Origin of the sequence: Paraprevotella clara YIT 11840 (assembly GCF_000233955.1) — a bacterium.
GTDB classification, from domain to species: Bacteria; Bacteroidota; Bacteroidia; order Bacteroidales; family Bacteroidaceae; genus Paraprevotella; species Paraprevotella clara.
Genome location: NZ_JH376597.1, coordinates 205,805 through 232,354 on the forward strand (window position 1 = coordinate 205,805; position 26,550 = coordinate 232,354).

General features: G+C 49.3%; 17 protein-coding genes. 4 read left to right on the top strand and 13 right to left on the bottom strand.

Annotation, left to right across the window (positions count from 1 at the left end):
• Positions 1 to 64: 64 nt before the first annotated feature.
• From HMPREF9441_RS07165 to HMPREF9441_RS07185, 5 genes are all read right to left on the bottom strand, one after another.
• The gene (locus HMPREF9441_RS07165) at positions 65 to 2,059 is read right to left on the bottom strand and encodes a hypothetical protein (RefSeq protein WP_008619686.1); all 1,995 of its coding nucleotides are present in this window, start codon (positions 2,057 to 2,059) and stop codon (positions 65 to 67) included.
• Between the two features lie 21 nt (positions 2,060 to 2,080).
• Positions 2,081 to 3,754, bottom strand: a complete 1,674-nt coding sequence (locus HMPREF9441_RS07170) for an O-antigen ligase family protein (protein ID WP_008619688.1) — start codon at positions 3,752 to 3,754, stop codon at positions 2,081 to 2,083.
• Positions 3,751 to 5,748, bottom strand: coding sequence for a hypothetical protein (locus HMPREF9441_RS07175; RefSeq protein ID WP_244949666.1), 1,998 nt, complete (start codon positions 5,746 to 5,748; stop codon positions 3,751 to 3,753). Before HMPREF9441_RS07175 ends, HMPREF9441_RS07170 begins: the two co-directional genes overlap by 4 nt.
• A 37-nt stretch (positions 5,749 to 5,785) precedes the next feature.
• Positions 5,786 to 8,491 (bottom strand): hypothetical protein, encoded by a 2,706-nt coding sequence (locus HMPREF9441_RS07180; RefSeq protein ID WP_008619690.1) that lies wholly within the window; start codon positions 8,489 to 8,491, stop codon positions 5,786 to 5,788.
• A 94-nt stretch (positions 8,492 to 8,585) separates the two neighbouring features.
• On the bottom strand, positions 8,586 to 9,125 hold the full coding sequence (locus HMPREF9441_RS07185) for a hypothetical protein (RefSeq protein ID WP_244949667.1): 540 nt from the start codon (positions 9,123 to 9,125) through the stop codon (positions 8,586 to 8,588).
• A 338-nt stretch (positions 9,126 to 9,463) separates the two neighbouring features.
• Between HMPREF9441_RS07185 and HMPREF9441_RS07190 the strand changes: the two genes are divergently transcribed.
• Positions 9,464 to 10,069 carry a hypothetical protein gene (locus HMPREF9441_RS07190; protein ID WP_008619693.1) on the top strand — a complete coding sequence of 202 codons (606 nt, stop codon included), beginning with the start codon at positions 9,464 to 9,466 and terminating at the stop codon, positions 10,067 to 10,069.
• A gap of 576 nt (positions 10,070 to 10,645) precedes the next feature.
• On the opposite strand, the gene HMPREF9441_RS07200 is transcribed toward HMPREF9441_RS07190, so the two are convergent.
• Positions 10,646 to 12,091, bottom strand: a complete 1,446-nt coding sequence (locus tag HMPREF9441_RS07200) for a DNA recombination protein RmuC (protein WP_087943193.1) — start codon at positions 12,089 to 12,091, stop codon at positions 10,646 to 10,648.
• Between the two features lie 102 nt (positions 12,092 to 12,193).
• Between HMPREF9441_RS07200 and HMPREF9441_RS17735 the strand changes: the two genes are divergently transcribed.
• A complete protein-coding gene (locus HMPREF9441_RS17735) occupies positions 12,194 to 12,745 on the top strand; it encodes a GNAT family N-acetyltransferase (protein WP_009391501.1) in 552 nt (183 codons plus the stop codon).
• Positions 12,746 to 12,756: 11 nt separating this feature from the next.
• Positions 12,757 to 14,130, top strand: a complete 1,374-nt coding sequence (locus HMPREF9441_RS07205) for an alanine/glycine:cation symporter family protein (protein ID WP_008619700.1) — start codon at positions 12,757 to 12,759, stop codon at positions 14,128 to 14,130.
• Positions 14,131 to 14,223: 93 nt separating this feature from the next.
• Here HMPREF9441_RS07205 and HMPREF9441_RS07210 read toward each other — a convergent pair whose 3' ends face one another.
• The 3 genes from HMPREF9441_RS07210 to HMPREF9441_RS07220 all read right to left on the bottom strand — a co-directional run bounded on the left by HMPREF9441_RS07210 (position 14,224) and on the right by HMPREF9441_RS07220 (position 16,973).
• On the bottom strand, positions 14,224 to 15,624 hold the full coding sequence (locus HMPREF9441_RS07210; protein WP_087943194.1) for a glycoside hydrolase family 125 protein: 1,401 nt from the start codon (positions 15,622 to 15,624) through the stop codon (positions 14,224 to 14,226).
• Between the two features lie 82 nt (positions 15,625 to 15,706).
• A complete protein-coding gene (locus HMPREF9441_RS07215) occupies positions 15,707 to 16,297 on the bottom strand; it encodes a DUF4230 domain-containing protein (RefSeq protein ID WP_008619703.1) in 591 nt (196 codons plus the stop codon).
• A 1-nt stretch (position 16,298) separates the two neighbouring features.
• Positions 16,299 to 16,973, bottom strand: a complete 675-nt coding sequence (locus tag HMPREF9441_RS07220; RefSeq protein ID WP_008619704.1) for a DUF4230 domain-containing protein — start codon at positions 16,971 to 16,973, stop codon at positions 16,299 to 16,301.
• A gap of 138 nt (positions 16,974 to 17,111) precedes the next feature.
• Between HMPREF9441_RS07220 and HMPREF9441_RS07225 the strand changes: the two genes are divergently transcribed.
• On the top strand, positions 17,112 to 17,672 hold the full coding sequence (locus HMPREF9441_RS07225) for a DUF4738 domain-containing protein (RefSeq protein ID WP_230315496.1): 561 nt from the start codon (positions 17,112 to 17,114) through the stop codon (positions 17,670 to 17,672).
• Between the two features lie 80 nt (positions 17,673 to 17,752).
• Here HMPREF9441_RS07225 and HMPREF9441_RS07230 read toward each other — a convergent pair whose 3' ends face one another.
• Genes HMPREF9441_RS07230 through HMPREF9441_RS07245 form a run of 4 tightly spaced genes read right to left on the bottom strand, consistent with a single transcriptional unit; the run spans position 17,753 to position 26,477 of the window.
• Complete coding sequence (locus HMPREF9441_RS07230) at positions 17,753 to 19,111, bottom strand: TlpA family protein disulfide reductase (RefSeq protein ID WP_244949668.1); 1,359 nt, start codon at positions 19,109 to 19,111, stop codon at positions 17,753 to 17,755.
• Between the two features lie 2 nt (positions 19,112 to 19,113).
• Positions 19,114 to 20,598 carry a RagB/SusD family nutrient uptake outer membrane protein gene (locus HMPREF9441_RS07235; protein ID WP_244949669.1) on the bottom strand — a complete coding sequence of 495 codons (1,485 nt, stop codon included), beginning with the start codon at positions 20,596 to 20,598 and terminating at the stop codon, positions 19,114 to 19,116.
• 12 nt (positions 20,599 to 20,610) lie between these two features.
• On the bottom strand, positions 20,611 to 23,886 hold the full coding sequence (locus HMPREF9441_RS07240) for a SusC/RagA family TonB-linked outer membrane protein (protein WP_147715946.1): 3,276 nt from the start codon (positions 23,884 to 23,886) through the stop codon (positions 20,611 to 20,613).
• Between the two features lie 17 nt (positions 23,887 to 23,903).
• Positions 23,904 to 26,477 (bottom strand): C10 family peptidase, encoded by a 2,574-nt coding sequence (locus HMPREF9441_RS07245; protein ID WP_008619710.1) that lies wholly within the window; start codon positions 26,475 to 26,477, stop codon positions 23,904 to 23,906.
• Between the last annotated feature and the right edge of the window lie 73 nt (positions 26,478 to 26,550).

Sequence of the window (26,550 nt, forward strand, 5' to 3'; positions counted from 1 at the left end):
TGAAAAGGAACACTCCCTGTCGGCACAAGCAGACCGACAGGGAGTAATTTCATAATCCACCCACTCACCAATACACTTGTTTACCGTCTTTATACTCAAACAACCGTTCCGCTTCTCCCCGACTCAAGTCGCGAAGTAACAAAAGCGCATGTTTCGGCACTCCCTGGAAAAGTAAAGAATCAGCCGTAGCTATTTGCCGGGCAAACGGAACCCACGTTCCCTCACGGCAAACTAAAAGCTCATACAAATCTCCTTTACGGACAAAATTATCCCGATTACGGGGCGTATAGACAATTTTCCCTATATGCTTTCGCTCGCCCAAATCAAGTCCGGCCCATCCTCCGTCAGCGAAAGGATAATCATACGATGTATCCGTATGCCCGTCGAACACATTGAAATAAGAATGGTCGCCTGTTGCACCGTCTTCCGGCCCCAATATTTTTCCGGCCAACGGCATTGTGTCATTCACAGACGAATAGAATCCGGCCTCAGAGATATTCCCGTAACCACCAGCCGGACCGTAATACCTTACATAACGATATGCTTTGGAAGAACCTGTTTTTACCACTGTGCAAAGTCTGTCCGGAGTCGCACGAATCAGGAACAACGTATCTTTTTGTTTGAAAGAAGGCGAATTGCTGCCCTCAAATACCCCATTGACCATCCGTCCTAAAAAGAACTCCCCAAGCATTCCGAATTTACTCAGCAGAACGACATCTTCCGTTTCTTCCTGCACATCATAAAACTCCATTTTCCCGTTCTCCTGACCAACGCTGAAAGGTGAAGACACCGGAGCCAACTTGTCATTAGCCGCGTCATAAACCGCCAAACAGTAAATGGTACCTCCGTGACAATCCTTAAAGACAGCATTGGAACCGTCATATCTTGTCCATCCCACAGGTTTCCAAGCATAACGGTCAGACATACAAATATAAACTACTTCTCCTGCCCTTATATCTCTGGCAAGATGCTGTTTCCCTACGGATAAAGTAAAAGCCTTGTCCGTAGCATACAGACGGGTGACATCCTCAAAAAAAGGATAGCGGAATACAGGATGCACACTGTCCAACGGCATCCGCAATGAATCCATCATATCTCTGTTCAGGCTGAACCGTTGCCTGAACACTTTTCCATAGACATCTGCATACACTTCGGCTTTCAGCAGGCGATGCCACCAATAAAACATAGAAAAATACCAAGTCTGCCCATGCTGGTCAACAAGGAAATTCCAAAAATGCGGTGCGTTGTTGTTCCCACGCATCGGAAGTTCCTCTATGCCACAAGGGATTCCCAACGCCCTGTAAATGTATACCAACATGTCGCACAAATCCAGACAACTTCCACCTCGCCAGTCCGCAATCCTCGGTCCGATACGTACGCTCGTCGCCATCTCGCCCGTAAAATAGAAAGGTGCCCGGAGCAAACTGTCCAAAACAATGTGGGCGGCAAATGTGGGGTTCTCTATTTGAGGGTCATTCTTGTACTTCTCGATAATAGGCATGAACTGGTAATATAATTTTTCCCGCCATGGAATCAATTCTTCGTTTCCAATACGGTAAGGCAGTATATACTCACAGAATTGTTCGAATGAAACGTTTTTCCCCCATGGTTGTTCCCTCCATACTTTGAAAGCCCACTCTATATTGGATACCAAAAATCCGGGATCCATATCCACATCTGCCTTCCATACGATGTCTTTCACATTCTTGGGCTTTCCGCAAAGCTTCGCGGCCGAATCCAATGCTTGCCGATAAGTATAGCGTCCCGTGCTGAATATTTCGTATGCTTTGTACATGGAGTTCAGTTCGCCACTGTCTGCCCCTTGGTAATATCCCATATTGTCTATCAGAAACAAAGCGGCCTCATATTTCAAAGAATCTTCTTGGTATAATTCCAATATGCCTTTTAACCCGGGATTTTCAGCTAAAACCATATCACGGACATGTTCCTTATCCGTGTGTTCCGAACAACTGACGGCTGAAAACACTGCAACAATCGTGGCAACAGCTACGACCACTATCATTAAAACAACTGTATTTTTCATTTTCATGAGTTTCATACCTTTTTCATCTATTCCGTCTCACGGCACCATCTTTTCACCGTGCCGCATATCCTCCAATATTTCCTTTTTAATCCGTTGGACATCCCGGGAATCCACCTTTATCTTCTTCCGGAAAATTACGTTAGCTACCGAATCTGCCATAAGCGATCGGTTCCCTGATTTATAAGCATAATACAAACCTTCCAAGGGAGCAAACCTCACCGGACACATCCAATGAGCCTGTACATAATATTGCACGGCTTCGCCATACTTTCCGGCAGCCCGACAGATGTCTCCGGTCAGAAGGGACAAATTATAAGACGGCCATAACGCCCTGCATTCTTTAGCTGTCTTCAGTGCCTCCTCATACTGCCCGGCATAGAACTGTTCTGCCGTATAGTTATACAAGAAAGAAGCATCGCGATGGTAATGCCTATACAAATCCGCATACCGTGGCATCATTTCACGGGAATGCCCGTGCAAGGCACAGCGAGCCACCCGGCTCCATTCATATTCATAGGAATAGGCAACGGACACCTTTATCAACGCCACAACCGACACCACGACTCCGGCCATGCCTACCCAACGCCAACCCCACTCATTCATCTTTATCCGTCCTGACATACCGGCACACACGCGCCACATAGCCACTATGCCTATTACCGAAGCCAACGGATATTTCAACGGATAGGAAAACATGGCAAAAATAACGCTTGCACATAAAGAAACGGCCAGCATACGGGAAAAGATGTCGCGCCTCCGGAACAATCCGGCCAAAAGCCAAGCCAAAGCCCCCAATAACAATAATATTCCCGGCAAACCGAACTCAATCCATACCCATACGAATTCGTTCAGCGGATGATACACCTCGCCGGCCAACCACGCATATCCGCTATCAGCGTGCCGTCTGAAGTAATCGGCCTGCCGGGGCATATACTCACGCAGGAAGCCACCGGAGCCGTATCCGGCAAAAGGACGTGCCTGCACCAATTCCCATGAACGTTCCAATATGAAACGGCGACCGCAGGTAGAATCCGTCTTGACAACCGAAATACTCCAGGCCAAACCAGCGGCCAATACCGCCAGAATCGTCAGTTTCATCGTACGATGACCTTTCCACTGTTTTTGCAACCACAAAGCGGCATACAACGCCAAGCAAATCCATCCGGTGCGGGACTCTGTGCACAATATGGCAACCCAAACGGCCAGACCACTCACAGCAAGGACAACACGATAACCAATCCTCCTCGTCCACCTTTGCCATAAACAGACATGGAAAGGCAAGGCGGCACAAAGACAGAAAGCCAATCCGGCAGGGTTATCGAACGTGCCGGATGCCGGCATTCCTTGCCCGTCCCGATACATCCGGCCTATTGCGTACACTGCTTCCATAAAGGCCACGGCCACCAAAGCTTCACAAAACGCGTCCTCTACACGTCCCCACCGCAAAAGAACCCGCCATCCGGGATTCCGATGCTTGCAGGCCACAAGCACCTGTATTCCTAATGTCAAAAGCACCAACAGCCCTGTTGTTTCGGCCAAGACCCATTTCGGCCTTAGCCATTCCTCTGAAAAGCCTCTCACCGGAGGAAAAAAACAGGCGGCAAACAAGCACAGGAACAAGTAAAAGTAAATGCCTGTCCCGTCTGCCATCTGCTTTCCTTTGGAAACGCATTTCCCAACACGGTCACTGTTTTCCTCCATTGCCATCATTGCATCTCTTTTTCCGCTTTCAATATACGACGGAACCGGTCACGGAACATCGTTTCGTTTTTCATGTCAAGCGGTTGTTTGAAAACCAACCCGTTGCGGTCGAAAGTCATCTGCTTGCCACTGCTGTAGAAATGGAATAACTCCTGTAGTTTGAGGTAACTTTCGCCATCCCTGAAATAAACCACCGGAAAAGACAGCTCCCTCATCATCCGGTCAGCCACTTCATCATCCGAATATGCTTTTCCGTTAAGTATCGCGATGATTTGCAAGTCCGGAAAACTTTCATGATCTGCCATGATGTTCTTCACGGACGAATTGCCATTGAAGCTAAAATCTTTATTAGGATCTGAAAGCCAAACCACCTGCACATACCGGCCTTTATAACTATTTAAAATAGACTTCATGTCCCGGTAGCCCTCCCCTTCCGGTATTTCATAAACCCATGAGGTAGAGTTTCCGGACAAACGGTTCAATTCCTTTATTTTCTCCTTGAAGTAGGGGTAAGTCAGATAGGAAGATGACAAGAAGTCTGCCAACTTTTCGCGTTGGCCTATGCTCCATTCCCCTTGCAAACCAGTCATTTTTTGGGTGAGATAGGCTTGCACAGCCCAAGGAGTCCCCTTTGTACCGGTCAGTTCACGCAACGTTTTCACTTGAAGACTGTCTTTTTCGATTTCTACTTTCGCATAGTCCAAAGGTTCTGTTTCAGAAGAATTATCCCAAAAAGCATACATATCAAGAAAAGCCATCATATATGTCATACTGATGGACGGAGGATATCCTAAACTATAAGGCAAGAAAGAAAGCGACGGATCATCCAAAGAAAGAATGTTTAACACCTTATAGGCAGAATAATCATAACCTACATAGTCTTCTTTTTCCACAGGATATTTTCTCGGACGTTCTACCTTTTCTTCGAACAACCGACTGGCCATAAACAAATAACGGTCTGTCAATTCAAACCTTTGACGGTTCTTCAAAAGGTGCGTCTCCCATGGAGAAAGCTTGTACTTCCATGCCACATAGTCGCAAAGCCGCATGTTTTCCGCTACACTCTCGTCCACATTCTTCAGAAAATATTCAGTGTCCAAGTTCCGTCCATAATCCGACAAACGTTCCCATCCGTAATAGATGACCGGCACGTCCTGATGCTTCAACAAGTCCTCATAACAGCCTTTCGGATGGCTGCTGGAGTAGTCCACGGTCACATTCTTCTCCAATATCCCTTTCACGGTAATGTCAAGCGTATCACCAGGACGGACATAAAAAGGAACTGGCGCGTTTCCACCTCCCATCTTCATCTCCGCCCACACCGGATGCTCCAAAGATAGTTCTGCATAGAATGTCCCGTCCGGTTTCAAAGCCGTACAAGGCCGACTTATGGGATAAGGAGCAATCTCCCTATGTCCCAAGAAACTGACATCAAAGAACAAAATAACCCCATTCCAATCTTGGGAATATCCCTCTATCTTGCCGCGCACCACGGCCTTTCCTTTTCGGAACATCTTCTCGGAGGTCTCTTCCGCGTCTATCTCTTCTTTGGCCTCCGGAATCTTTATCTTGGCCTTGGCATCGTGGATGCCATAGATGCGGAACATATCCTTGTCCGTCCCTTCTATCAGGTCGAATATCTTCGTGTCTTTCGGCATCGGTTTGAAGAGCAAACGGAACGCCAACTGCCCGGCTTTCGGAATATAGCATTTCTCGCCCAAGGTCAGCCCCACAGCCCCCTTCACGGGATAACGCGCATCCTCTTCATCGCTCAGGTACGTGGATGACGCGAATTGAAACCAAGAGTTGATTTTCCCTTTCGCCGTGCAATACATGACCGTGGCCGTATCGGACAGCACCACCTTGTCTATGGCCACCATCCCCGCATTGGAATAGAAGGACTGCAAACGGGTGTAGACGACCTCACCTTTTCCAAATAAAAAGGCAGGCAACATGCAAGCAAGAAAAAAAGCCTGCATTTTAATGAATGTTGAATTCCTCATATTGTTCTCTTTTTGATACTCATACCACTTCGTTTGTTTACCGCACACTGTTATATTGCATATACCGCCCGCTGTCCGTAACGCCCATGGCCTCGACACTGACAGCCGTCCGCTTGCTGTTGTTGTAAAGGCGGACTGTGGCACTTCCCTCTGCATCAAACTCCACTTCGGGCATCCATAGGAGCGTACGGCGGTAATCTTTCGTTTCGGGCAAAGGACGATGACTGTAGTCGGGACTGTAGAAATCATCGCACACGGCATAACCATGTAAGAGGTAACGGCGGTCACGGCAAGAAGGGAAATATTCCCCGTCGGGACGGAGCTGCATACCCACGATGACTTCCGGCTGGTTGTCCTGCCGGTATTTCCAACTGCCCATTTCACGGGGCACATAGTCCGTATAAATATAAAACTTGTCCAACAGGCTCAGCGACCGGTATTTCTCAAATTCCCCGCGCGACAACCAATCGGGGACGGGATAGGTCGGCGTGCTCGGCATGACAGGCTTGTCCCACAGACGGTTGGGCCAAGCGTTGAAGGTTGTCCGAAGAAAATAATCACGGTATTTGTTCATGTCGCCCACAAATAAGAACGAAATAAGCGTGGACACGGCCGGACTGCTCAAATAATAGAAAGGCACATCGGCCAAACCGTAATCGGCCATCATGTTATATGCGTCGTACGCGTCGATAACGACTGCAGGCTTCGTCGGGTCGTAGCGGCGTAACCCGTTCCTCCGCGTCCGCACCGTCACGGAAGGCAACACGCGACCCTCGAACGAACCGCGCACGAGGCTGTCCTCATGAGCAAACGGTTCGAGGTCACGCGGCGACACGTCCTGGTAAAAGCTGTAGGGATGTGCGAAATGGGGATGGAACAAGTCCAGTTTCACATAATAGTCCGGCCAAGCCTCCTCGTCGGTGAAGCCCTTCCGACGCCTTTTGCTGACATACTCTGCCCCCTTACTCAGTTTCGCCGCGCTGAGGAACATCATGCAATCACCGTAAATCTCAGGCATGGCCATATAGAATGCACCGTCTTTCGTCTGTTGCTTCAATTCAAAAGTCTCCGGTCCCTGCGTGAACATGGCCCAGACGTTCACCTCCTTTTTCAAGTTGCTGATCTTTTTAAAATCAATGTTTTGCCTTTCCGAACGGTTGACACACCCTCCGATGGTCTGGAACTTCTCGGGCAACCAAGGCAGCGCGAGGGGTTCTACGTCCGCCATCTCACGCCACTTGTAACGTCGCCACCCCTGCACCATCATGAGCCGGTCGAGGGCTTGGCGGCGAAGACTGTCGTCTGACTCGAAATAATAACCCGGATTCTCCACAAACCCCTTGATTTCACTGGCAAGGAGCATTTCGGTGAGTATCGTGCCATTGTCATACGTGTCTTCTTCCGTATCCCGGTCGCGAACGGCAAGGGAAAGACTCGACAAGGAATCCGCCGGGTCGGTCAGTTGCAGGTGTAAGGTGATGGAATCGAAAGGTTCGTAGGACTGACGTACACCGGAAACGGCCAGTTTCGGGGCATCGTAGTCGTGATGGTTGACGAAAAAGAGCCGGTCGGCATAGATACGTCCTTCCCCGTCGAAGACCGTAAGTTGGTTGACACCGGTGGGAAGACTGTCCAACGGGATAGCCATCCGGCAGACCCGGAGGCCGGAGGCCGGTTCGTCCGCCGTGTCCGCCATCCCGTTTGAAAAGAGCGACACAGGCAAGGGACGGTAGAAACGGGACACTCCGCCACTCATGACGTGCAAGGCAACGGGGCGCTTCAGTCCGACGGCCTGTATCACGGCCTCCACCACACTGTCGCCCACCGTGACAGTCAAGGCACAACCTTCTTTCTCCACTTCGGGAAGTTCTTCTTCATACTCATATCCTTTGTAAGTGAAAGTCGCACGGAAATCCGCCTGTTCCGACACATCCGGCAGGCGGAATGTCGTCCGGCCGCGCTCGTCCGTCCGGCAGACAACCGCCACCTTTCCCTCCTTATCCCGGACGGTAAGCTTCATTCCGCCAAGATGTTGCCCGTCCTCGCCGTTCAATTCAAGAGCCACCCGGCAAGCCGCACCGGCCACAAGGTTACCTCCTTCGGGATAGAAACGCAAGTCCACTTTGGGTTTCTTTTTCTTCGGGGTTTTATAGTAGCGGCGCATGGGGCGCAACGTCATGTCTTTTGCAAAATCCCCGGCTTTCTTAGGCTTGTCATACACAGGAAACACCCGTGAATAAAGCTTCTCATAGTCTCGGAAAAATTCCTTGGCCATCTTCTTGCTGTAGAACAAATCCTCTGAAATACGCACATGGGGATATTCACACTGTCCGAAGTTGAGCATCCAACGCGTATAGGCCCTCAATTCGTAGTAACCGGCATAAAGCGTATCCTTCAGCACGAACATGCCATGGGCCGTGCCGTCTTCCATCTCCAACTGCTGCCGTTCCACGGAATAACCGTCCGGCGTGAGAAGCTCCACGTAGAGAATCTTGCTCAGGTCGGTCAACGTGCCCCGGTCGGAGCGCGTGACATAGCCTTTGTACCAAATGGTATCGCCGAGGAAATAGCAGGTGTTGTCCAAATGGAGATACGCCTTTTCCTGCGGCAAGCCCACCCCGAAGCCCTCCACTTTACGGTAAAGCGAATCTGTACCTTCAAAACTGGCTATTCCTTGCCCATACGTGGGAAGCGGCCACCCCAACCCATACATCAGCCCCCATACCCAAAATACATATTTCATAGTCCTACTTTTTTATTTTTATTAAACTCTCCTCCCCACAACACTCAAAAGAGGGAAGTGACATAGGCACTACCCTCTAAACAGCCTCATTTCATCAATTCTTTTTTTTATCATCTTCCTCTTCTACAAACTTGATAGGATTACTCAAATGAAAGACATACTTATTATTGTAATAAACATTCTTTTGGAGTTTCTTATTTCCTTTCCAGTCTGTTACATACTCCCACTTTACATAATCATAGGTCAATTCTCCTCCTATATGATAAGCACCTTCCCAATCCAAATCGGAAATCCGAGGATTTATTACTATAGTATCAGATGAATAAACACTTCCTGAAATCGTTGCCATATCGCTGTTATTATGAACACCAGAAGTATACCCCCTCGTCCACGAAACACTTACTTCCACTTCACCATGGGGACATTTAACATCTTCTTTCCAACTACCAGCTTCGACTTTACTTGTCCCCGTGCTTGGGCTAAGCCCTTCTCCGGAAGGATACATAGCTCTCTTCGCTAACGAACGTACATCTTCCTCTTCCTCAAAAATACCATCCCCGGAACAGCTATAAGCCAACATACCAACACCGACTAACAACAAGGCCAAGCCTCTTACTCCAAAAATTCTTTTCATTCTCATGTTCTTGAAATTAAATTAATACTTAAAATAAATCTATTGTCTTCTTTACCACCATGGTTTAAGACGACGATACAAAGTAAAACAATAGAGATTTCAAATACAACTTTTCGTTATCAAATCTTATCAAATCCGGTATCAAATAATATCAGAAAATATCAAGCCTCTCATATTCAGCATAAAGAAAATTTTTAAAATACGCCTTTTTCTTTCATTTTTTCTGAACAGGAAAACATAACCATGATATATTCACAAAAAAATCCAAGTATTATTTGCCTTTCAATACTGGAATATTTAATTTTGTGTCATATTAACTTAATCAACAATGCAAAAACATGAAGCACAAATTTACTTTAATCATTTCAGTAGTCACTGCACTCCTCTTGACCACCATCATCGGAGCTACCATTAGTCTGTACCACTGTATGAAATGGGTATCTTACTGCAACGATGAGACTTTACCTTTGATGGCCGTGAAGTTTACGCAAAACCTGATTTTCCACGCCTATTACTGGATGGGGATAGCCTTCATCTGCTTATGCCTGGTTGTCGCCATGCTGGTATGGTATTTCCGCCATCAGCAGAAACTCCATCCGGAACTGAGCGACATGATAGCCGACACATCGGAATGCGAATTCAAAAAAATACGGGTGAACCGTTATACCAACGAAATCACCATAGACGGCACGACCCGCCCAAGCCGCCGCCAAGTGGCGACCTTACTGGATTATCTCCTTAAAGCTCCCACACACGAAATCTCATTCACGGAACTCAATACCGTATTCAATGAGAATTTCTTCGACGGTTCGCCGGCATCCAAACGGAAAATAAGTAACCTTAAATATGAAATCAACGACCTTTTGAAAAACTTAGGATTCGAACTGGTCAAGACTTCTTCCGACCAATTCGCTTTAACCGCAAAGAGGAAAGAAGTCATTTAATCCTGTCAAAAAGTCAAACCGACCTCCGCGAGAATCCGTTATTTACGCCCCGATACGGAAGTCTACGGAAATACGGGATTCTCACGGGGGTACGGAAAGGCAATCTGACAGCCCATAAGGCTTTCGGGCTACATCTTGCACCGCCGGAAAGCAAGACGTAACGCAAACGGCCGGAGGGCGAGGAAGCGCAAAGCGAATTTACATGCCATTTTGACAGCCGTTTTTTGCGAACGGAAGCACTTCAAATAGAATAAAAACGAACTGGAAAAGCTTGCCCACGCTTCGTTTTCCGGCATATTCCGGCCCAACATGAGGACAGCTTTCAAACGACATGCGGAGAAAAAATATGTTTTCTCAGCCGAACGGAAAATCATTCGCTTGAGATTGAAACGCATTTAGACTTAAAAAGATAAAAAAATCTACCGGAAACGCTAAAAATTGTATTCAAAAACGACCTAAACTCCCTCTAAAACCTGCATGTTTTCAAGGCATGCACAAAACAAAAAACGTGGTTTTACTATCAAAAAGACAGCAAAACCACGAAAGACCTATCTTAAATCAAAGTCGCAAAAAGAGTCATCCCGGGAGGTTGGCACCCATCTCCGCCGTCCCTTCCACTCCGTGCAACGGTTCGTTCTCCTCGGGAATCACCTTCTTGGCACTGGCCTTGGCACCCAACTTGATAAGTTTGTTGGCAGCTCCCACCACGCTCAACCGTCCGTCCTTCAGCTTGTCGGCAGCCTTGGTAAAGGAGGACGAAGCATCTTGCAACTTCTGTCCCACCGTCTCGAAATGGCCGATAAAATCGGCCACACGGTCGAGCAACATCCGGGCCGTATCGTAGATGGCCTCCTGATTCTGCGCCTGTTGCATTTGGGTCCAGGCTATCTGGATAATGCGGAGCGCCGCCGTGAGATTCTGCTCACCGGTGATGAACACCCCTTTGGAGAATGCCTCACGCCACAACTCCGGTGCTTCTGCCAACGCCAACTGGAGCGCCCCTTCGTTGGGTACGAACATGATGACGTAATTCAAAGCCTGACGCGGCAACTTGATGTACGCACTGTAATCCTTGCGGGCCAATTCGGCCACATGCTGCCGCACGCTCCTGACATGCCGCTGCAAGGATTCGGCACGCGCATCGTCCGTCTCGGCGTTCTGATAGTCCACAAAAGCCGTAAGCGACACCTTGGAGTCGATTACCGCATCTTTTCCGTCGGGGTAATGCAGGATGGTATCGGGAATCATCCGCTTCCCGGACTCTTCGTTCAGGATGGCTTTACCTGCACGGTCGCGCAGGGTCACCTGCTTCTCGTAATGTATGCCTTCCTTCAGCCCCTGGCTTTCCAACAACTCGTCCAGAATCAACTCGCCCCAATTCCCTTGCACCTTGTTCTCGTTGCGCAACGCCGAAGCCAGCTTGTCGGCCTCAGCCCCGATTTCACGCGTACGCCTCATCACTTCCTCGATGGCTTTCTCCAGCGAAGCCGTATTCTTATTATGCGTGTCGCGGCTGCTGTCCATGGCCGTACGCATTTCCCGGATGGTCTCTTTCAGCGGGTCTATGATAGCCGTCATCTGCACCGTGTTCTGCTGCGAAAGTTCACGGGTGCGCTGTCCCAATATTTCACGGGTAGCGTTCTGCAACTGCTCTTGCATGAGATTCAGTTGTTCCTTGAAACGGCGGTTGCGCTCTTCGCCCTCGCGCACCATCTGCTCGCGCACCAACACCAATTCTTTTTCCAACGTCTGCTTGTCGGCAGCCAGCCCCTTGTTCTCGCGATTCAGTGCCTCGCACCGTTCCTGCAACGCTGCCAAATGGTTCTCCATGCGTTCTTCGCGCTCCTTGAAATCCTGCGACTGCCGTTCACCCGATTCTTCCATCTCGCTCCGGCGTTTTTCCATCTCTTCCTCACGGACCTGCAACAGGGTTTGCAGGGAAGACATACGCGCCTTCGTCCACAAAAAAACAACACCGGCACCACATGCCCCTCCGGCGAACAGCCATAAAAGTTCCGTCATTTCTTCTTTTTCCTTACGTTTTATAACAAAATTACGTTTTTTTGTGGATAAAACAAAACGATCTTTGTATTTTTGTGACCTATAATCTAAAAAACAAACAGAATGGAACTTATACCCGTAAAAACGACAGACCCGTATTATGCTGAAGCCGAACGGCTCATGACGGACGCTTTCCCGCCCGAAGAACGACGCCCCCTGGACCGACAACGTCAATACACCGACCACAATCCGCTTTTCCACCCTCAGGTCGTTGTGGAAAACGGGACGTTTGCCGGACTGTTCAACTATTGGACTTTGGACGGATTCCTCTACGGAGAGCATCTGGCCACCTGCCCCTCCCTGCGCGGCGGCGGACTGGGACGACGCATCCTCGACACTTTCATCCGGCACGCCGGACAACCCATCGTGCTGGAAGTGGAGCCGCCCACTACCGACATAGCCGCACGGCGCATCGGCTTTTACCGCCGTTGCGGTTTCCGGTTGTGGGAACATCGCACCTATATACAGCCTCCTTACGCTGCCGACCTCCCGCCGCTCCCCCTGCTCCTTATGGTGCACGGCGATTTGGACGAAGAGAAAGACTTTGAACATATCTGCCACGAAATCCATACGAAAGTGTACGGATGGCAGGGAGGTAAACTGACCAACGACTGAAGATAATCCATATGGCAGAAACACTTAGCGCATTCATCAAGTCGTGCAGCGACTGGCTCTGGGGATGGCCCATGGTGATTATCCTGTTAGGCACCCACTTGTTTTTAACCGTACGGCTGCGCTTTCCGCAACGCAAACTGTTCAAAGCCATCCGGCTCTCGGTACAGTCGGACAAGTCAGGTCAGGGAGACGTCAGCCAGTTCGGCGCGTTGGCCACAGCGTTGGCAGCCACCATCGGCACGGGGAATATCGTAGGCGTAGCCACGGCCATCACGTTAGGAGGACCGGGCGCCGTATTCTGGTGCTGGCTGACCGGCGTGTTGGGCATCTCGACCAAGTATGCCGAAGGACTGCTGGCCGTCAAATACCGCATCCGTACCCCGCAAGGCAAAATGCTGGGAGGCCCCATGTATGCCTTGGAACGGGGAATGGGCATGAAATGGCTCGCTGTCTTGTTCTGCATCTTCACGGTGTGCGCCTCGTTCGGAATCGGCAATCTGGTGCAAAGCAACGCCATATCCATGCTGTGCTACGAGACATACCGTGTGCCGCAGGCACTTACCGGAACGGCAGTAGCCGTATGCGTGGCTTTGGTTGTCATTTTCGGCGTGAAAGGTATCGCACGTGTCTGTAGCGCGTTTGTCCCCCTGATGGCCGCACTTTATTTCTTAGGATGCTGCTACATTCTGTGGGTCAATGGCGGCTATGTGTGGGAAGCGGTAAAACTGATCGTGGAATCGGCCTTTCATCCCGAAGCGGCCGGAGGAGGTTTTGTGGGTGGTTCCGTCATCATGACCGCCCGTTACGGCATCGCCCGCGGACTTTTCAGCAACGAAAGCGGCATGGGTTCCGCCCCGATTGTGGCGGCTGCCGCGCAGACCCGCAATCCCGTGCGCCAGGCATTGGTGTCGTCCACCGGCACATTCTGGGATACGGTGGTCATCTGCGCCCTTACCGGCCTGGTTCTGGTATCCAGCATTCTGGCCTATCCCGACATCTCATACGCCGACGGACCGGCTCTGACCAAAGTGGCTTTCGACAAGATTCCCTATCTGGGCGCTCCCCTGCTCACGTTCGGCATCGTCACTTTTGCTTTCTCCACTATCTTAGGATGGTGTTACTACGGCGAAAAGGCCATGGAATACCTGAGCGGCAAACGGTGGACCTTAGTCTACCGGGGCGTCTTTATCGTCGGCGTATTTTTCGGTGCCATTACGCAGTTGGCCGTGGTGTGGAACTTTGCCGACCTGACCAATGCCCTCATGGCTCTGCCGAACATCGTATCCCTGATCGGACTTTCGGGCATTGCTGCCGCCGAGACCCGAAAATACCTGTGGGAAGACCGTCTGGACGAAGAAGCCGATCCGGAAGACAACCCGATGTAGAAAGGCCAGGCACCCGTACCTTACAAATAAATCCGGTGCGGCGGAAAGCTTCCGCCGCACCGGATTTTCTTACCGGCATCCCGTATTCCCGGGTCAATCCGTCTCGATACTGTTCAACAAGTCTGCCTTTCCCTCGTTGATCAGTTTCAATATCAATTCGCCGAACAACGTGTTTTGCCAGGCAAACCATGCACGGGTAAAGTTCTTCGGGTCGTTCTTATGAAAAGACTCGTGCATGAATCCCGTACCGGCATCCGTATTCACCAGCATTTCCACACAGGCTTTGATTTCCTTGTCGTCACGGCTCGTAAAAGCTTTCATCATGATGCTCATCGGCCAAATCATATCGTAACCGACATGTGGCCCGCCGATACCTTCGCCCGCCGTCCCCTTAAAGAAATAAGGATTGTCCTCGCTCCATATCAGCTTGCGGGTATTCTGATACACCGGATCGTCCGCAGGCACGTCACCCAGATAGGGCATGGCCAACAGACTGGGCACATTGGCATCGTCCATGAGCAAACGGTTGCCGAAACCGTCCACCTCGAAAGCATACACTTTTCCGTAACGGGGATGATCGTATACGGCGTATTTCTTCAAGGCGGTCTCCACTTCATCCGCCAATTCACGACATTCTTTAGCCAACGTCTTTTCATGATTCACCTCGGTCAATATCTCGGCCGCCTTACGCAAGGAAGTCACGGCAAAGAAATTGGAAGGCACCAGAAACTGAAACGTGGTGGCATCGTCGGAAGGACGGAAAGCCGAGGCTATCAACCCTACAGGCTTCACCGGATTGCCCCATCCGTTATTGGTCACGGTGTCGAGCGCACGCTCCGTCTTGCGTTGGAAGTGATAGGGGCCGTTCCCCTCCTTACGCTGCTGTTCCCGGAACGTCTGTAGAATGTATGCCACGGCTTGCAGCCACTCGTCGGAGAAGACACTGGCATCTCCCGTCACCTTCCAATAATGGTAGGCCAGACGAATGGGATAACACAGCGAGTCGATTTCCCATTTCCGCTCATACACTTCGGGCTTCATATCCGTCATGTCGGACGCCCAATAGCTTCCCGTCGCCTCCTTATTGAAGGCATTGGCGTATGGGTCGATGTTGATACACTTGAACTGACGGCGAATCACTCCGGCCAACATTTTCTTCAGTTCAGGATCCTCATTGGCCAACTGTACGTAGGGCCACACTTGCGCACCGGAATCCCGCAGCCACATGGCATGGATATCACCCGTGTACACGAAGGTGTCGTCCGCCCCGTCGAAGTGGACGGTCGTATCCAGCGTATTCGGGAAGCAATTCTCAAACATCCATGCCAATTTTGTATTCGTCAACAGTTTCTTGGCACGTTGTATCTGCTCCTCTACGGCTTTGGAAGTGAACAAACGTTTTTCGGGCCGATGGCTCTTCCACACACTGACCTGAGTGTTGTCCCGTTCGGCTACATACTCCTGCATTTCAGCCGCCCGGGTCTCTACCGTCATTCCGGCAACCCCCACGGCCACTCCTACAATTTTAATAAGATTTAAGTTCATAGCATTTATTGTGAATTAGTATTAAGTTGGGTTATCTTATAAAATAGATTTCCACCGCATGGAAACCCAAAGCACGGAACAAGGCCGTGAACTGATTGCGTGCATTGGCTTCTGCCCGACGCATATTCGACGGCGTCAGGCATTGGCGCAACATCTTCCCGTAAGCACGGTCGTACAAATCGCGGCGTGCGCCGTTCGGCCATTTTCCACTCTCATAGAACACCTTCGTACGGGCTTCGTCGATAAAATTCTTGTCCAACAAATGCACGGCAGGCAAACGGAGAGTCACGGTATCGCCATGCGCCTGCGCCCATTCTCCTGTCACCCGGTTCATGTCGATCCCGATGCGGGGAACTCCGGTGTACACAGCCACCAAGCGGTCGTCGGTAAAGAACCCTTTGCGTAACGTATCGGCCACGACTTCAGACTGAACCGACAAAAATTCCCATTGTCCGATTTGTTCGATACGGCGTATCTCCTGAGAGGTCAGCTCGATACGGTCATCAAAACCGGCCTCCACCGATATGCCTCCTTTACGATTCCATTTTATCAGCAGCCCGATAAAAACAGCCAATACGACGGCCACGACCAGCCACTTCAGTGCACTCAACCATTTTCCCATTTCATTTCAGTTTTTCAGTCCGGCCTTCACGTTCCAACAGCAACGGCATATCCGCCGTCGTAAAATCCTTACGGAAGGAAATCACTATATTCCGCTCGTCATAGCCTAACCTCGTCAACATCGGCACCAACACATGAGCCGCATTCTCACGAGCCATCTCCAAAATGCCCAACTGCGGTACGGAAGCCAGAATCTCGTCTTCCCCCTGACGCGTAAAATCGGCCAACTCCGCAGAAGTGTAGTCCGAACGTGTCAAAGACACAAATTGCTTCACTTCATCGTGATTGATGCGCGAGGAGGTCACGACCACCCGTGGGTCGGGCAAAGTGACCACAATACGGTCGCCCGAACGCAACACATTCTTCTCGCCGAAGCCCGTGAAGTCAATATAAGCTTTCAGGGTTACATCGAGAGGTATCATGACCTTGCGTTCGCCGATAGGAACTTTTACGTCGAACGCCCGCTGAAAGAGATTTCCTTTCACCCGCAAAGGGTCGTCCTTCAACACTAATTTATGGACTTCATATTCGGCCGTATAAAGACGGGCACACTCCTTTACCTGCATAACCAAAGAGAGCGTATCGACCCGGACGGCTTCTGCTTTCGTCTCTTCCCCGCGACAAGCCGACAAAAGAGACAGGCACAAAACTATGACAAAGTAAAACGTTGTTTTCATTGCAAATGCTTGGGGACTTCAAAGATAGACATTTATGGACTAACAGGCAACAAAAGAAGACCTAAAAATATAATAAACCGGCTTGTCCAACTCACCTTTTTTTTGTTCCTTTGTGAAACTGTTGAGAAAAAGAAGAAAATGCAGACACATTTCAAATTCCTATGTATGGCATGCACCGTATTGCTGTGCTACAGTTGCGGCGGAAATAACCCGCAAACCACCAGCGGATACAGTGAATATGAAAAACCGGACACGACAAATTCCGTGCAGGAAATGAAAGACTATCATTACAGTGCAGAAGTCAAAGTCGGACAAACGCGATATACGTACGACATCGTACGGGAGGTAAACGATACGCTTCCGTTAGTGACGGGGGACGACGGCGAACGCTATGCCGACAACTATATCCGGCTGCGCGTGAACCGCGAAGGAAAAGAAATCTTCAATAAAGTCTTTACCAAAAACCACTTCAGAAGCTATATGGAAAAAGGATTCATATCCCACGCCATTTTGGAGGGAATGGCCTTCGATAAAGCGGACGGCAACAACCTGCGTTTTGCCACCAGTGTCAGCTACCCGGCTTCGGACATCTACATCCCGTTGTCCATCACCATCTCGCCCGACGGCAGTTATCAAATTACAAAAGATGAAGTCCTGGACACGGTGGTAGCCACAGACTCTACGGAAACGGAAGAATAATCCGACAAACCACGATGCCCGGTCCAAGTAAGCTTAGGCCGGGCATCGTGGCTGTTCCCTCTCAACAAGAGAAGGGAACGTTATTTCATCAACTTTTCCAACTGTAATTTCAACTTCGGATCGGAAGGTCGTTTCGCATAGGCATCCACGATACGTCCATCCTTATCCACCAATACCACGCGAGGAACAGAACGGATGTTCATTCTTGCCGTAAAATCGGAACGGAAACCTCCGGGCAGATTCAAATTCAATACAGGTGATTTCCCGCCTTTCTCCGACACCATCTTTTTCCACAGTGCCATCAATTGGTCGCCGGTATCCAACGAAACGGACAGGAATTGAACCGGACGGTCTTTGAATGTTTCTGCCAGACGGTCGAAGTAAGGCATTTCCGCACGGCAAGGAATACAACCGGTGAACCAAAAATCTATGACTACCACCTTGCCTTTCATGTCGGATAAGGTATAAGCTTTCCCGTCTTGGGTATAAGCCGTAAAGTCCGGCATTTCCATCCCCCTGAGCAAATCTTTGTTTTTTTCGCGCAAGGTAAGGTACTGTTTTTCTATTTCCGCCAAATCCTCCAAAGCTTTCCTGTCGGTTATCAACGGACGCACATCATCTACATATACATTGAAATCGTCAGAGAATCCCTTACGTAAAGTGAATCTCAGCATCTCCACCAGAAATCTCGAGCGTAGCTTCTCGTCTGTAATGCGCTCCGCATAAATCGGAAGATAATGGGTGGCGGAAACCGTCAAAAAGCCTTGTTTCTCCATCTCTTCCATAGCGTCTTTCATTACGGAGAACCATTTGGGCAGGCAAAGAATAAGGGAATCTCCGAAGGTAAGCGTTCTCAAAAAGTCATAATAATCCCGACCTGCATCGGCTCCATGTCCGAACATTTGCATGGTACGGGCATTCAATCTGAGATTCAGAAACACAAAACGAAGATATTCTTTGTGAACCGCCACAAAGTTTGCAGGCAAACCGGAGCGGTCCAATAGGCCGTATAGCTCTCCCAGCTTCTCTTCATTATAATGCACCCACTCTTGAGAATAAGTTTTTATAGGTTCCGGAGCACGGCCTATATAACGATGTTCGTCCAGAAAAGTCTGTACCCGGGCTTTCGTACCGCTCCAAGAAAGTTTTTTCCCGTCATACAGTAATTCCAATGTGTCTCCCGGTTCCACGTATAAAGAGTAGAAATTGGAATTGGCATCCACAAAGCGATAATAACAAGCACCGTCCACGACCGGTTTCATTACGGTGGTTCCGGGAAGAACCTTACGATACCCCGTCGTATCTTCCGGTTGCAGAAACACGTCTTCCGTACTTTTATTCTCGACCGTTATATACACTTCTTGTGCCTTGGCCCCTACGGTCCCTATCACCGTCAGGCATAAACCGCCGACTAAGCTTATCAATCTTTTTCTTTCCATCGTCATTTACTATTTTGAATCAAATTACTCGTCTGCATAGCCTTCAAAGGGAACGGATACGTTAGCAAATGAGACGCAGGAGACAAAGTATAGGTTTTCCCTTCAACCACACGTGTCTGCGTCTCGTTGAACTCCGTAACAAAACGTCTGAGGTCAAAGAAACCGTTACAAGTGAGGAAAAGTTCACGTTTACGTTCCTCGCGTACCAAACGTAACGCTTCTTCCGCATCGGTCGGCGCAAAAGGCTGATAGCGACCGGGAACCATACGGCAGGCACGCAATGTTTCCATATACCCCATGGCTTTAGACAGATCTGCCGTGTTGCCCTTACGGGCATAACATTCAGCCAACATCAGATAGACTTCGGACAATCTCATCCCGCCGGGATTCCACTTGATAGCCAACGTTGAAAAGTTACTGTCACCCGCCGGAGCCGTCTCGTGCTCGGCCTTGTAACGGATGCAATAACGATAGCGCAAATCCGCATCCTTCTGGAAAAGATCCAGCACTTGCTTGGGCACGTACATAGGATAAGGATCGGTATAAGTGGAACCGAACTGATACAACAGTTGTTCCGGGGCATCATACTCAAAAGGTATTCTCGTTTTCCATACATTCTCGACAAAGTCGTTCACTCCCGCATACTGAGGTTCGTCTATCGCCATTTCAGGGTATCCTGCCGCCACAAGCATCGGAGCAAAAGTGTTATAGCCTTCCGTCATATCCCACAACTCGTGCCCGGCCCGGGCGGCCTCCGCAAGTGCGGAATCGCATGCTTCTATACATTGTTCGAACTCCCGTCGGAATAAATGTACCTTGGCTTTGAAAGCGTATCCAAAAGTCTTGTCGGGACGAAACGAATTTGTAGCCTTATGCGGCAAATCAGGTATAGCCGCTTCTATGTCGCGCTGTATAAAATCATAGGTATAGCCTACCGACTGCTGTATCCCCACATCTTCCAAACTCTCGAACATCTTTTCCCTGACAATGATACCGTGAGTCTGATAGGCCGTAGCAGGATCATAAGGACGGGCAAAAGTGTTTATCAAGAAAAAGTAATTGTATGCTCTCAACACTCGTGCCTGCGCTTCTCCCATCCGTTTGTCCTCTTCCTTTCCCTCGGACGAGGCAATACCGTCCACCACGACATTGAATTTCGTAATACGGTCATAACATGCATTGTAAGCAGCATTCTCTATCATATCCCCGGCACGATCGTACGACTCGTCCCAGAAATAGGCTACCGAGTTCAACGGATTGGTATAACTTTTCAACTCTTCGGCCTTATACCAACTGGCCTCACCGGCCAAAATCCAGCTATTCATCATATCATATTCGGGCGACCTGTCCTCTATCAATCCCAAATAATCTTCGGTAGATTTCAGCAAAGCCTTACCTTTGGGCGTAATATCCAAATAGTCGTCGCAGGCCGCCAACGTTACGACCATGCCGATACAAGCCGTCCAATTTCTTATTATATTCCTCATCATTTGTTCTTTTTAGAATTTCACATTAAGCCCTAAAACATAGCTCGGCATGATAGCGTCCGTACGGGTTCCAGTATTTGCATTGAAAGCCTCGGGGTCAATATCACGCTTGTTGGCAGCCCAATAACACAGATTGTCCACCTGAGCCTTCACTGTTATGCCTTTCATTTTCAGTTTCGACACAAGTCCCTGAGGCAAAGTGTAGGACACTCCGATATTCCTCAGTTTGATGAACGAAGCGCTCTCCGTATTCACATCGGCATATTTCCAATGATAGTTGCGTTCCCCTACATTGGTATGCAGTCCCATGGCCGGAATATCGGTATCCGTATGTTCCGGAGTCCAGCGGCGTGAAATATCTTCGTGAATCGCTCCTCCCTCGATAGCATTGTATGGATCATAAAGCGTTACCACATCGTCACGCAGAGCATGGCCGGTATAATAAACGACTTTGGCAAACACATTCAATCCTTTCCAACGGAAGTCGAGCTGCAATGCACCATTCCATTTCGGAGTAAGTTGCCCCACACAAACCACGGCATTCACATTACGCACCTGTTCTATGGAAATGACATTGCCGTTTTCATCGTAAACAGACGGGTCACCGGTTGCTGTCAAGCCCGCATAACGATAGGCATAAAGAGAGTTATAAGTATCTCCCATCTTATAGTTGGATGTAGGCTCACGCATCATATCCAATGCATCGGTGGGTTCATAATCCACTTTCTTGATTTCATTCTTATTGTAAGCTGCCGAGAATGATGTGGTGAAAGACATATCACGCTTCTTCAACCAATCGTAAGAAAGAGAGAGTTCCACACCATTATTCTGCATCTCTCCGTTATTGGCACGTGCCTTTCCATCGAATCCCAACGAAGGGTCTATGCTTTTATTGACCAACAAATCCGAACTATAACGCCGATATACATCAAAACTTCCCGTCAATCTGCCGAGCAACATGAAATCCATACCGAAGTTCAGCGTAGAGGTCTTTTCCCAACGCAACGAGCTATTGGGAGGAGTCTGCAACGTAGTAATGGGTGAATTCGTATAAAGGGAAGTAAGATAGTAAGCCAACAGATAAGGAGACGAGGTCTGGTCTACATTTCCCGTAATGCCATAAGTCAGGCGCAGTTTGAACATGTCCAGCCAATCCATTCCCGCATCTTTGACAAAACGTTCATTCGTCACATTCCAACTGGCCCCCACCGACCATAAGGGACGATAACGATATTTGGGGTCCGTACCGAAAAGATCCGCCTGTTCCACACGCACGCTCCCGTTCAGAGAATAACGGGTGTCGTAGGTATAACCGGCATTGAAATAAGCTGATACATAGCGATGCATTTCTTCATAGACGTTCAAGACCTCACTTCTGCGCCGCAAAGCGGAATAGAGCCCTCCTTCCACTCCGTCTTTCGACAGCGTGGCCCAATCGACCATAGAATATGTCAGGCGCATGTCATCATAGCCGTAACGTTCGCTACTTGCCGAACGGTTCTTGTCCTGCCGTATTTCTCCTCCCAACAAAGCTGAAACATCATGCTTTCCGGCAAATTCCTTTTTGTAATTGAACTGCCCCCGCAAGTTATAGTAACTGGCATTCGTATTCCCCGTGAGCAAATGTCCCCCACGTGGGATATGATAAGTCAGCGTACCATCATCGTTGCGCGATGCAAATTCGTTGAGGATGGAACGCATCATATAGGAATTTTCCTCGTCATACTCATTGGTTTCGGCATGGTTTCGTTCATACTGGAATTTCAACTCCAAATCCAAATCCTTGGTAATGTTGAAATCCGTATGCAAGAACAGTTTCAGATATTGGCGGTCGGTCTTCTTGATGTTATGCTCAGACTCTTCCGCTGCGTTGAACCCCATATCGTAATATCCGTCCTGTGTGGCCAACTGTTCAGCCAGCACTTGATTATAAATATAACGATTCACCGGCTGGCCATCGTCGTCGTAAAGACGGTCATAAGGCATGGCGCTGGTATATCCCATTCCGGAAGCCTGACAAAACTCACTTCGGTTGAAACGGGTATCCATCCCTAACGTAAGTTTCATCCAGGAAGCTACCGACAACGTATTCTTCAGATAAAGTGAAATGTTACGGGCTTCGTCGTACCGGTTGTACTGTCCGAGTTCCTGATAGCGCGCCGAGAAAAAAAGGTCGTTCTTCCCCCCGCCTTTCGAAAGCGTCACGTTGTAATCCTGCGTCAGATTCAGGTGTTGCAGCTTTTTGCGGTACTCCCGGCGATAGTCGTTGCCACGCAAACGGTCCAGTCCCGCATTCACCTCTTCCTGTGTGATTTCGCCCATGGCCATACGGTAGTAAAGCATGTCCACTTGTGTCATATACGCCGGACTCGATTTGGCCGTCATCGTTGAGAAATAAGCTGTAGGGCTCTTGATATATTCCGGGTCGGACAGCAAGTTGTCGCGCTCCAAATCAATGATGTCGCTCGTCGAAGCATAGTGCATGTAGTCGAGCGACGGCAAAGGTTTGAGGTAGTAACCTAACGACACATTGACATTGAGCTTGTCGTTTTCAGCCTGCTTGGTCGTCACGACAATGACCCCGTTGGAAGCACGCACACCGTATAGCGACGTTGCCGCAGCATCCTTCAACACCGTTATGGTTTCCACCGTCTCCGGATTCAAGTCTTCCAAGGTCAGGCTGCTCGGTTGCCCGTCAACCACAAGAAGCGGAGTCGTGCCCACGGCAAACGACGAAACTCCGCGAATGCTCAGTTCATTGTTATAGGTACTCAGACCCGGAGCAATACCTTCCAGTTTCGCCACAAGGTCGGGCGCCTGCACTTGGTTTAAGTCCTCGCTATTGACAATTACGGCCGAACCGGTAGCACGCTCGCGCGAAATCGTCTGGAATCCGGTCACAATAAGCTCGTTCATTATACGTTCTTCTTGTGCCATACGGATATTCAAATTCTTTCCTGGCACAGCCTGGCGTTCTATACTCTCCATTCCTATATAAGAAACGACCAGAGTAACTTTCCCCGTGCCCTTGACCGGGATTTCAAACGTGCCATCCATTCCGGATATGGCACCCGTATCAGTCCCTTTTATCCGGACCGAAGCACCGGGAAGCGGCTCTCCCATGTCATCAATAATCGTTCCTGTCACTTTATACCGACTTGTCTGGGTAACTTGTCCCGCCATTTCCGGAGTTGCAGCCTGCACTACGGAACAATACGGGTGTCCCACCCACAAAGTCAACACGCACGCGGCATGGCCGCAAAATGGTAAAAACCTGTTCTTACACATCTTAATAATTGTATGGGTTAAGGTATCACGATTTCTTTTATTTGCACACGGCCTCCCGTTCCAATCCGAACAAAATACAGTCCGGAAGGCAAGTCTTTCACGGAAATATCTGTTTTGATTCCGGCCGCAAGAGAAGCGTTACGCACCACCATACCCGACAAGCTGATGATAGAAACTTGTCCGGCTTGGGGCACACAGAGTGTCACCAGAGCTTCTGCGCGCCGATAAGTGACTTCTGAAGCCCATCCGACCTCTTCTACCGAAGAACCTTCGTCCACGACCGTCAATGAGCCGGACGAAAATGCCGTAGCATAGCCGTCATCAAAATAAAACACGATATTATACCCGCCGCCTAAAGGCAAATCCACCGTTTCAGAGGCCCAAAGCGTTACATCCGTTACCGATGGTTTGGTTAATTCCAAGAGCCCGGAATAGACTTTCACACCGGTAGTCTCCTCTCCCGTAGCCGTCTTGCGGAATATTTCGGCATAGATACGTCCTACAAACGGTATCTTAGAAGAGGGTTGAGACACTTCCACTGTCACACTCCCATCACGCCGATTCAACTTAAATCCGTCGGAAGGAGTCATTACACTGACCAGCGGTTTACGCGTAGCCTTCACCGTAACGCTCTCACCCAAAGATATACTGTTATCCACCGTTGGTTTGGCATAAATACCGTTCACACTGCAATAATACGGAGTCAACTGATAATCAACAGCCGCCATGCCATCCAAATTAGCCAATACATTGACCGTCACGTCTTCTCCCGCCTCACAATAAGCCAACGAAGCAAAAAGAGTATCCACTCCGGCCTCTTCACTCTGCATCCGTATGCCGACCCATCCTTCAAGTCGTACAGCCCCCAGATTCGTGATATGAAGCTGCCAAGTCTTCAGGCCGGTCGTATACAAAATACCCGGTTGGAAATCTTCAGCCAAGGCTATACGAAAATCAGGATGAATTTTCTCCATCGTCACAGTCTCGGTTCCTATCACAAGACGAAAAGCAGAAGCATTTGCCTGTTCGGCTTGCATGGGCGACCAAAGTCCGTCATCACCTTTATAATACAGTCCCACTTCATAGGAACCTTCGTCCAAAGAAGACAAGTCCAAAAAAGCAGTGAACCATTGGGCGTCATTGTTGGAAGGTACAGCCATTTCGCGCTCAACGGTAAGGGGCACCACGACCCCGTCACGGTAAATGCCGGCACAAACCGTCGTGGCGAACGCAGCCACCGTCTCCGCATTGAAATAACATCCCACTCCGATACTTTCGTCGCGTCCTGCTTCGACCACGCCTTCACTTACGTATTCGTAGCTGGGAGCCGGCCGGCGGGCATAAAGCGACGAGATATAAAGCCGGTTCGGCTGCGGCGTTGAGGAACTTACCGGCGGTTGGATACGGCATACCATAGTTTGGTTAAAAGCATAAGACCCGTTGGAGCCTCCGATGCCCTGCGTACTCGGATTCATAGCCGAAAGGGCATAATATCCATCACTGGAACCACCCCATCCCCAATTAAAATGAAACAGCCCGTCTCCGTCGTAACCATCGCAAAGAAAAGCATGGCCGGCCTTATTATTGAATCCTTCATAAAGCACGGGACGACCGGCTTGCAGTTCGTCGACCAGTATCTTCACCCATTCGTCATAAGGAGTAAGCGCACGGATATGACGATGCATATTGGCATCGTATCCCAAGAAGTCCCGTAAACCAATGGCTGCATCCTTCAGGAAGGCCGTACTTTCACTCCTTGAGTAAGCCATCTTACAGGCATATCCGGCACAAACACTCAGATTGGCCACGGCATGACGCTGCGCTTCCGTACCCGAGGCATAAGGATAATAGGCAAGCATATTATCCCAATCGAAATCCGGACACTCATCAAAATCAAACTCACGGTAAACCGACTGTTTCCGGTCATAATATTTTATATATCCCGAAGGACGCTGAGGCCAGCGATGATAATACATCAACTGTGCCATGGCTGTGGCCACACATCCCACGACACATCTTTCGTCCGACTCGCCGGATTCGTTTTCCGTCGGACAGAACAAATTGAACGGATCCGCCTGAGTCCATTGGGTCTGCAACATAGGCTGTATGACATCCGTCGGATAATCCGTTTTCCGAAATGCGGCAGCCTTACTCTCCGCCCCGTCCTCGGGCATATCTTTCAATAAGGAAATTTCTTCTTGATAACCTTGCAGCCAACTTTGACTATTGGCAGGAAGGGCGTCGGGAGTAAATCCGCCATGCAGACTATAGGCTAATATGGGACGGGCGCGGTCGTCACCCGACACAATGACAAAACCTTCATTCCCGTTCACATTCACCACATAGAAACAGGCTTCTTCTGCAGAAACCATCCTACGGGGCGCAACTTTACCTTTACGGTAAGCCACATAAGATAGTTCAAAACGAGGTTTCGCGGACAAAGAACGTACATTTCTCGGCGCGGAAACCGTCTTTAGTTCATAAAATGCTTCGGCTTGCGCTAAAGCCTGTTTTAAAGATACAGGACGCGCCCACCCACAAACGCACAGGCAGACCAGCAAGCCACTTAATATAATCTTCGGAATGTTCATATATAAAAAAAGGAGAACGGCCTAACCCCAAAAAGGTTAGGACCGCCCTTTTATCCATCAAAATACCGTTTTC

Bases quoted from the DNA above. Each gene is read 5' to 3' on its own strand.
- HMPREF9441_RS07165 (WP_008619686.1), bottom strand. From the start codon at position 2,059: ATGAAACTCATGAAAATGAAAAATACAGTTGTTTTAATGATAGTGGTC.
- HMPREF9441_RS07170 (WP_008619688.1), bottom strand. From the start codon at position 3,754: ATGATGGCAATGGAGGAAAACAGTGACCGTGTTGGGAAATGCGTTTCC.
- HMPREF9441_RS07175 (WP_244949666.1), bottom strand. From the start codon at position 5,748: ATGAGGAATTCAACATTCATTAAAATGCAGGCTTTTTTTCTTGCTTGC.
- HMPREF9441_RS07180 (WP_008619690.1), bottom strand. From the start codon at position 8,491: ATGAAATATGTATTTTGGGTATGGGGGCTGATGTATGGGTTGGGGTGG.
- HMPREF9441_RS07185 (WP_244949667.1), bottom strand. From the start codon at position 9,125: ATGAAAAGAATTTTTGGAGTAAGAGGCTTGGCCTTGTTGTTAGTCGGT.
- HMPREF9441_RS07190 (WP_008619693.1), top strand. From the start codon at position 9,464: ATGAAGCACAAATTTACTTTAATCATTTCAGTAGTCACTGCACTCCTC.
- HMPREF9441_RS07200 (WP_087943193.1), bottom strand. From the start codon at position 12,091: ATGACGGAACTTTTATGGCTGTTCGCCGGAGGGGCATGTGGTGCCGGT.
- HMPREF9441_RS17735 (WP_009391501.1), top strand. From the start codon at position 12,194: ATGGAACTTATACCCGTAAAAACGACAGACCCGTATTATGCTGAAGCC.
- HMPREF9441_RS07205 (WP_008619700.1), top strand. From the start codon at position 12,757: ATGGCAGAAACACTTAGCGCATTCATCAAGTCGTGCAGCGACTGGCTC.
- HMPREF9441_RS07210 (WP_087943194.1), bottom strand. From the start codon at position 15,624: ATGACGGTAGAGACCCGGGCGGCTGAAATGCAGGAGTATGTAGCCGAA.
- HMPREF9441_RS07215 (WP_008619703.1), bottom strand. From the start codon at position 16,297: ATGGGAAAATGGTTGAGTGCACTGAAGTGGCTGGTCGTGGCCGTCGTA.
- HMPREF9441_RS07220 (WP_008619704.1), bottom strand. From the start codon at position 16,973: ATGAAAACAACGTTTTACTTTGTCATAGTTTTGTGCCTGTCTCTTTTG.
- HMPREF9441_RS07225 (WP_230315496.1), top strand. From the start codon at position 17,112: ATGCAGACACATTTCAAATTCCTATGTATGGCATGCACCGTATTGCTG.
- HMPREF9441_RS07230 (WP_244949668.1), bottom strand. From the start codon at position 19,111: ATGGAAAGAAAAAGATTGATAAGCTTAGTCGGCGGTTTATGCCTGACG.
- HMPREF9441_RS07235 (WP_244949669.1), bottom strand. From the start codon at position 20,598: ATGAGGAATATAATAAGAAATTGGACGGCTTGTATCGGCATGGTCGTA.
- HMPREF9441_RS07240 (WP_147715946.1), bottom strand. From the start codon at position 23,886: ATGTGTAAGAACAGGTTTTTACCATTTTGCGGCCATGCCGCGTGCGTG.
- HMPREF9441_RS07245 (WP_008619710.1), bottom strand. From the start codon at position 26,477: ATGAACATTCCGAAGATTATATTAAGTGGCTTGCTGGTCTGCCTGTGC.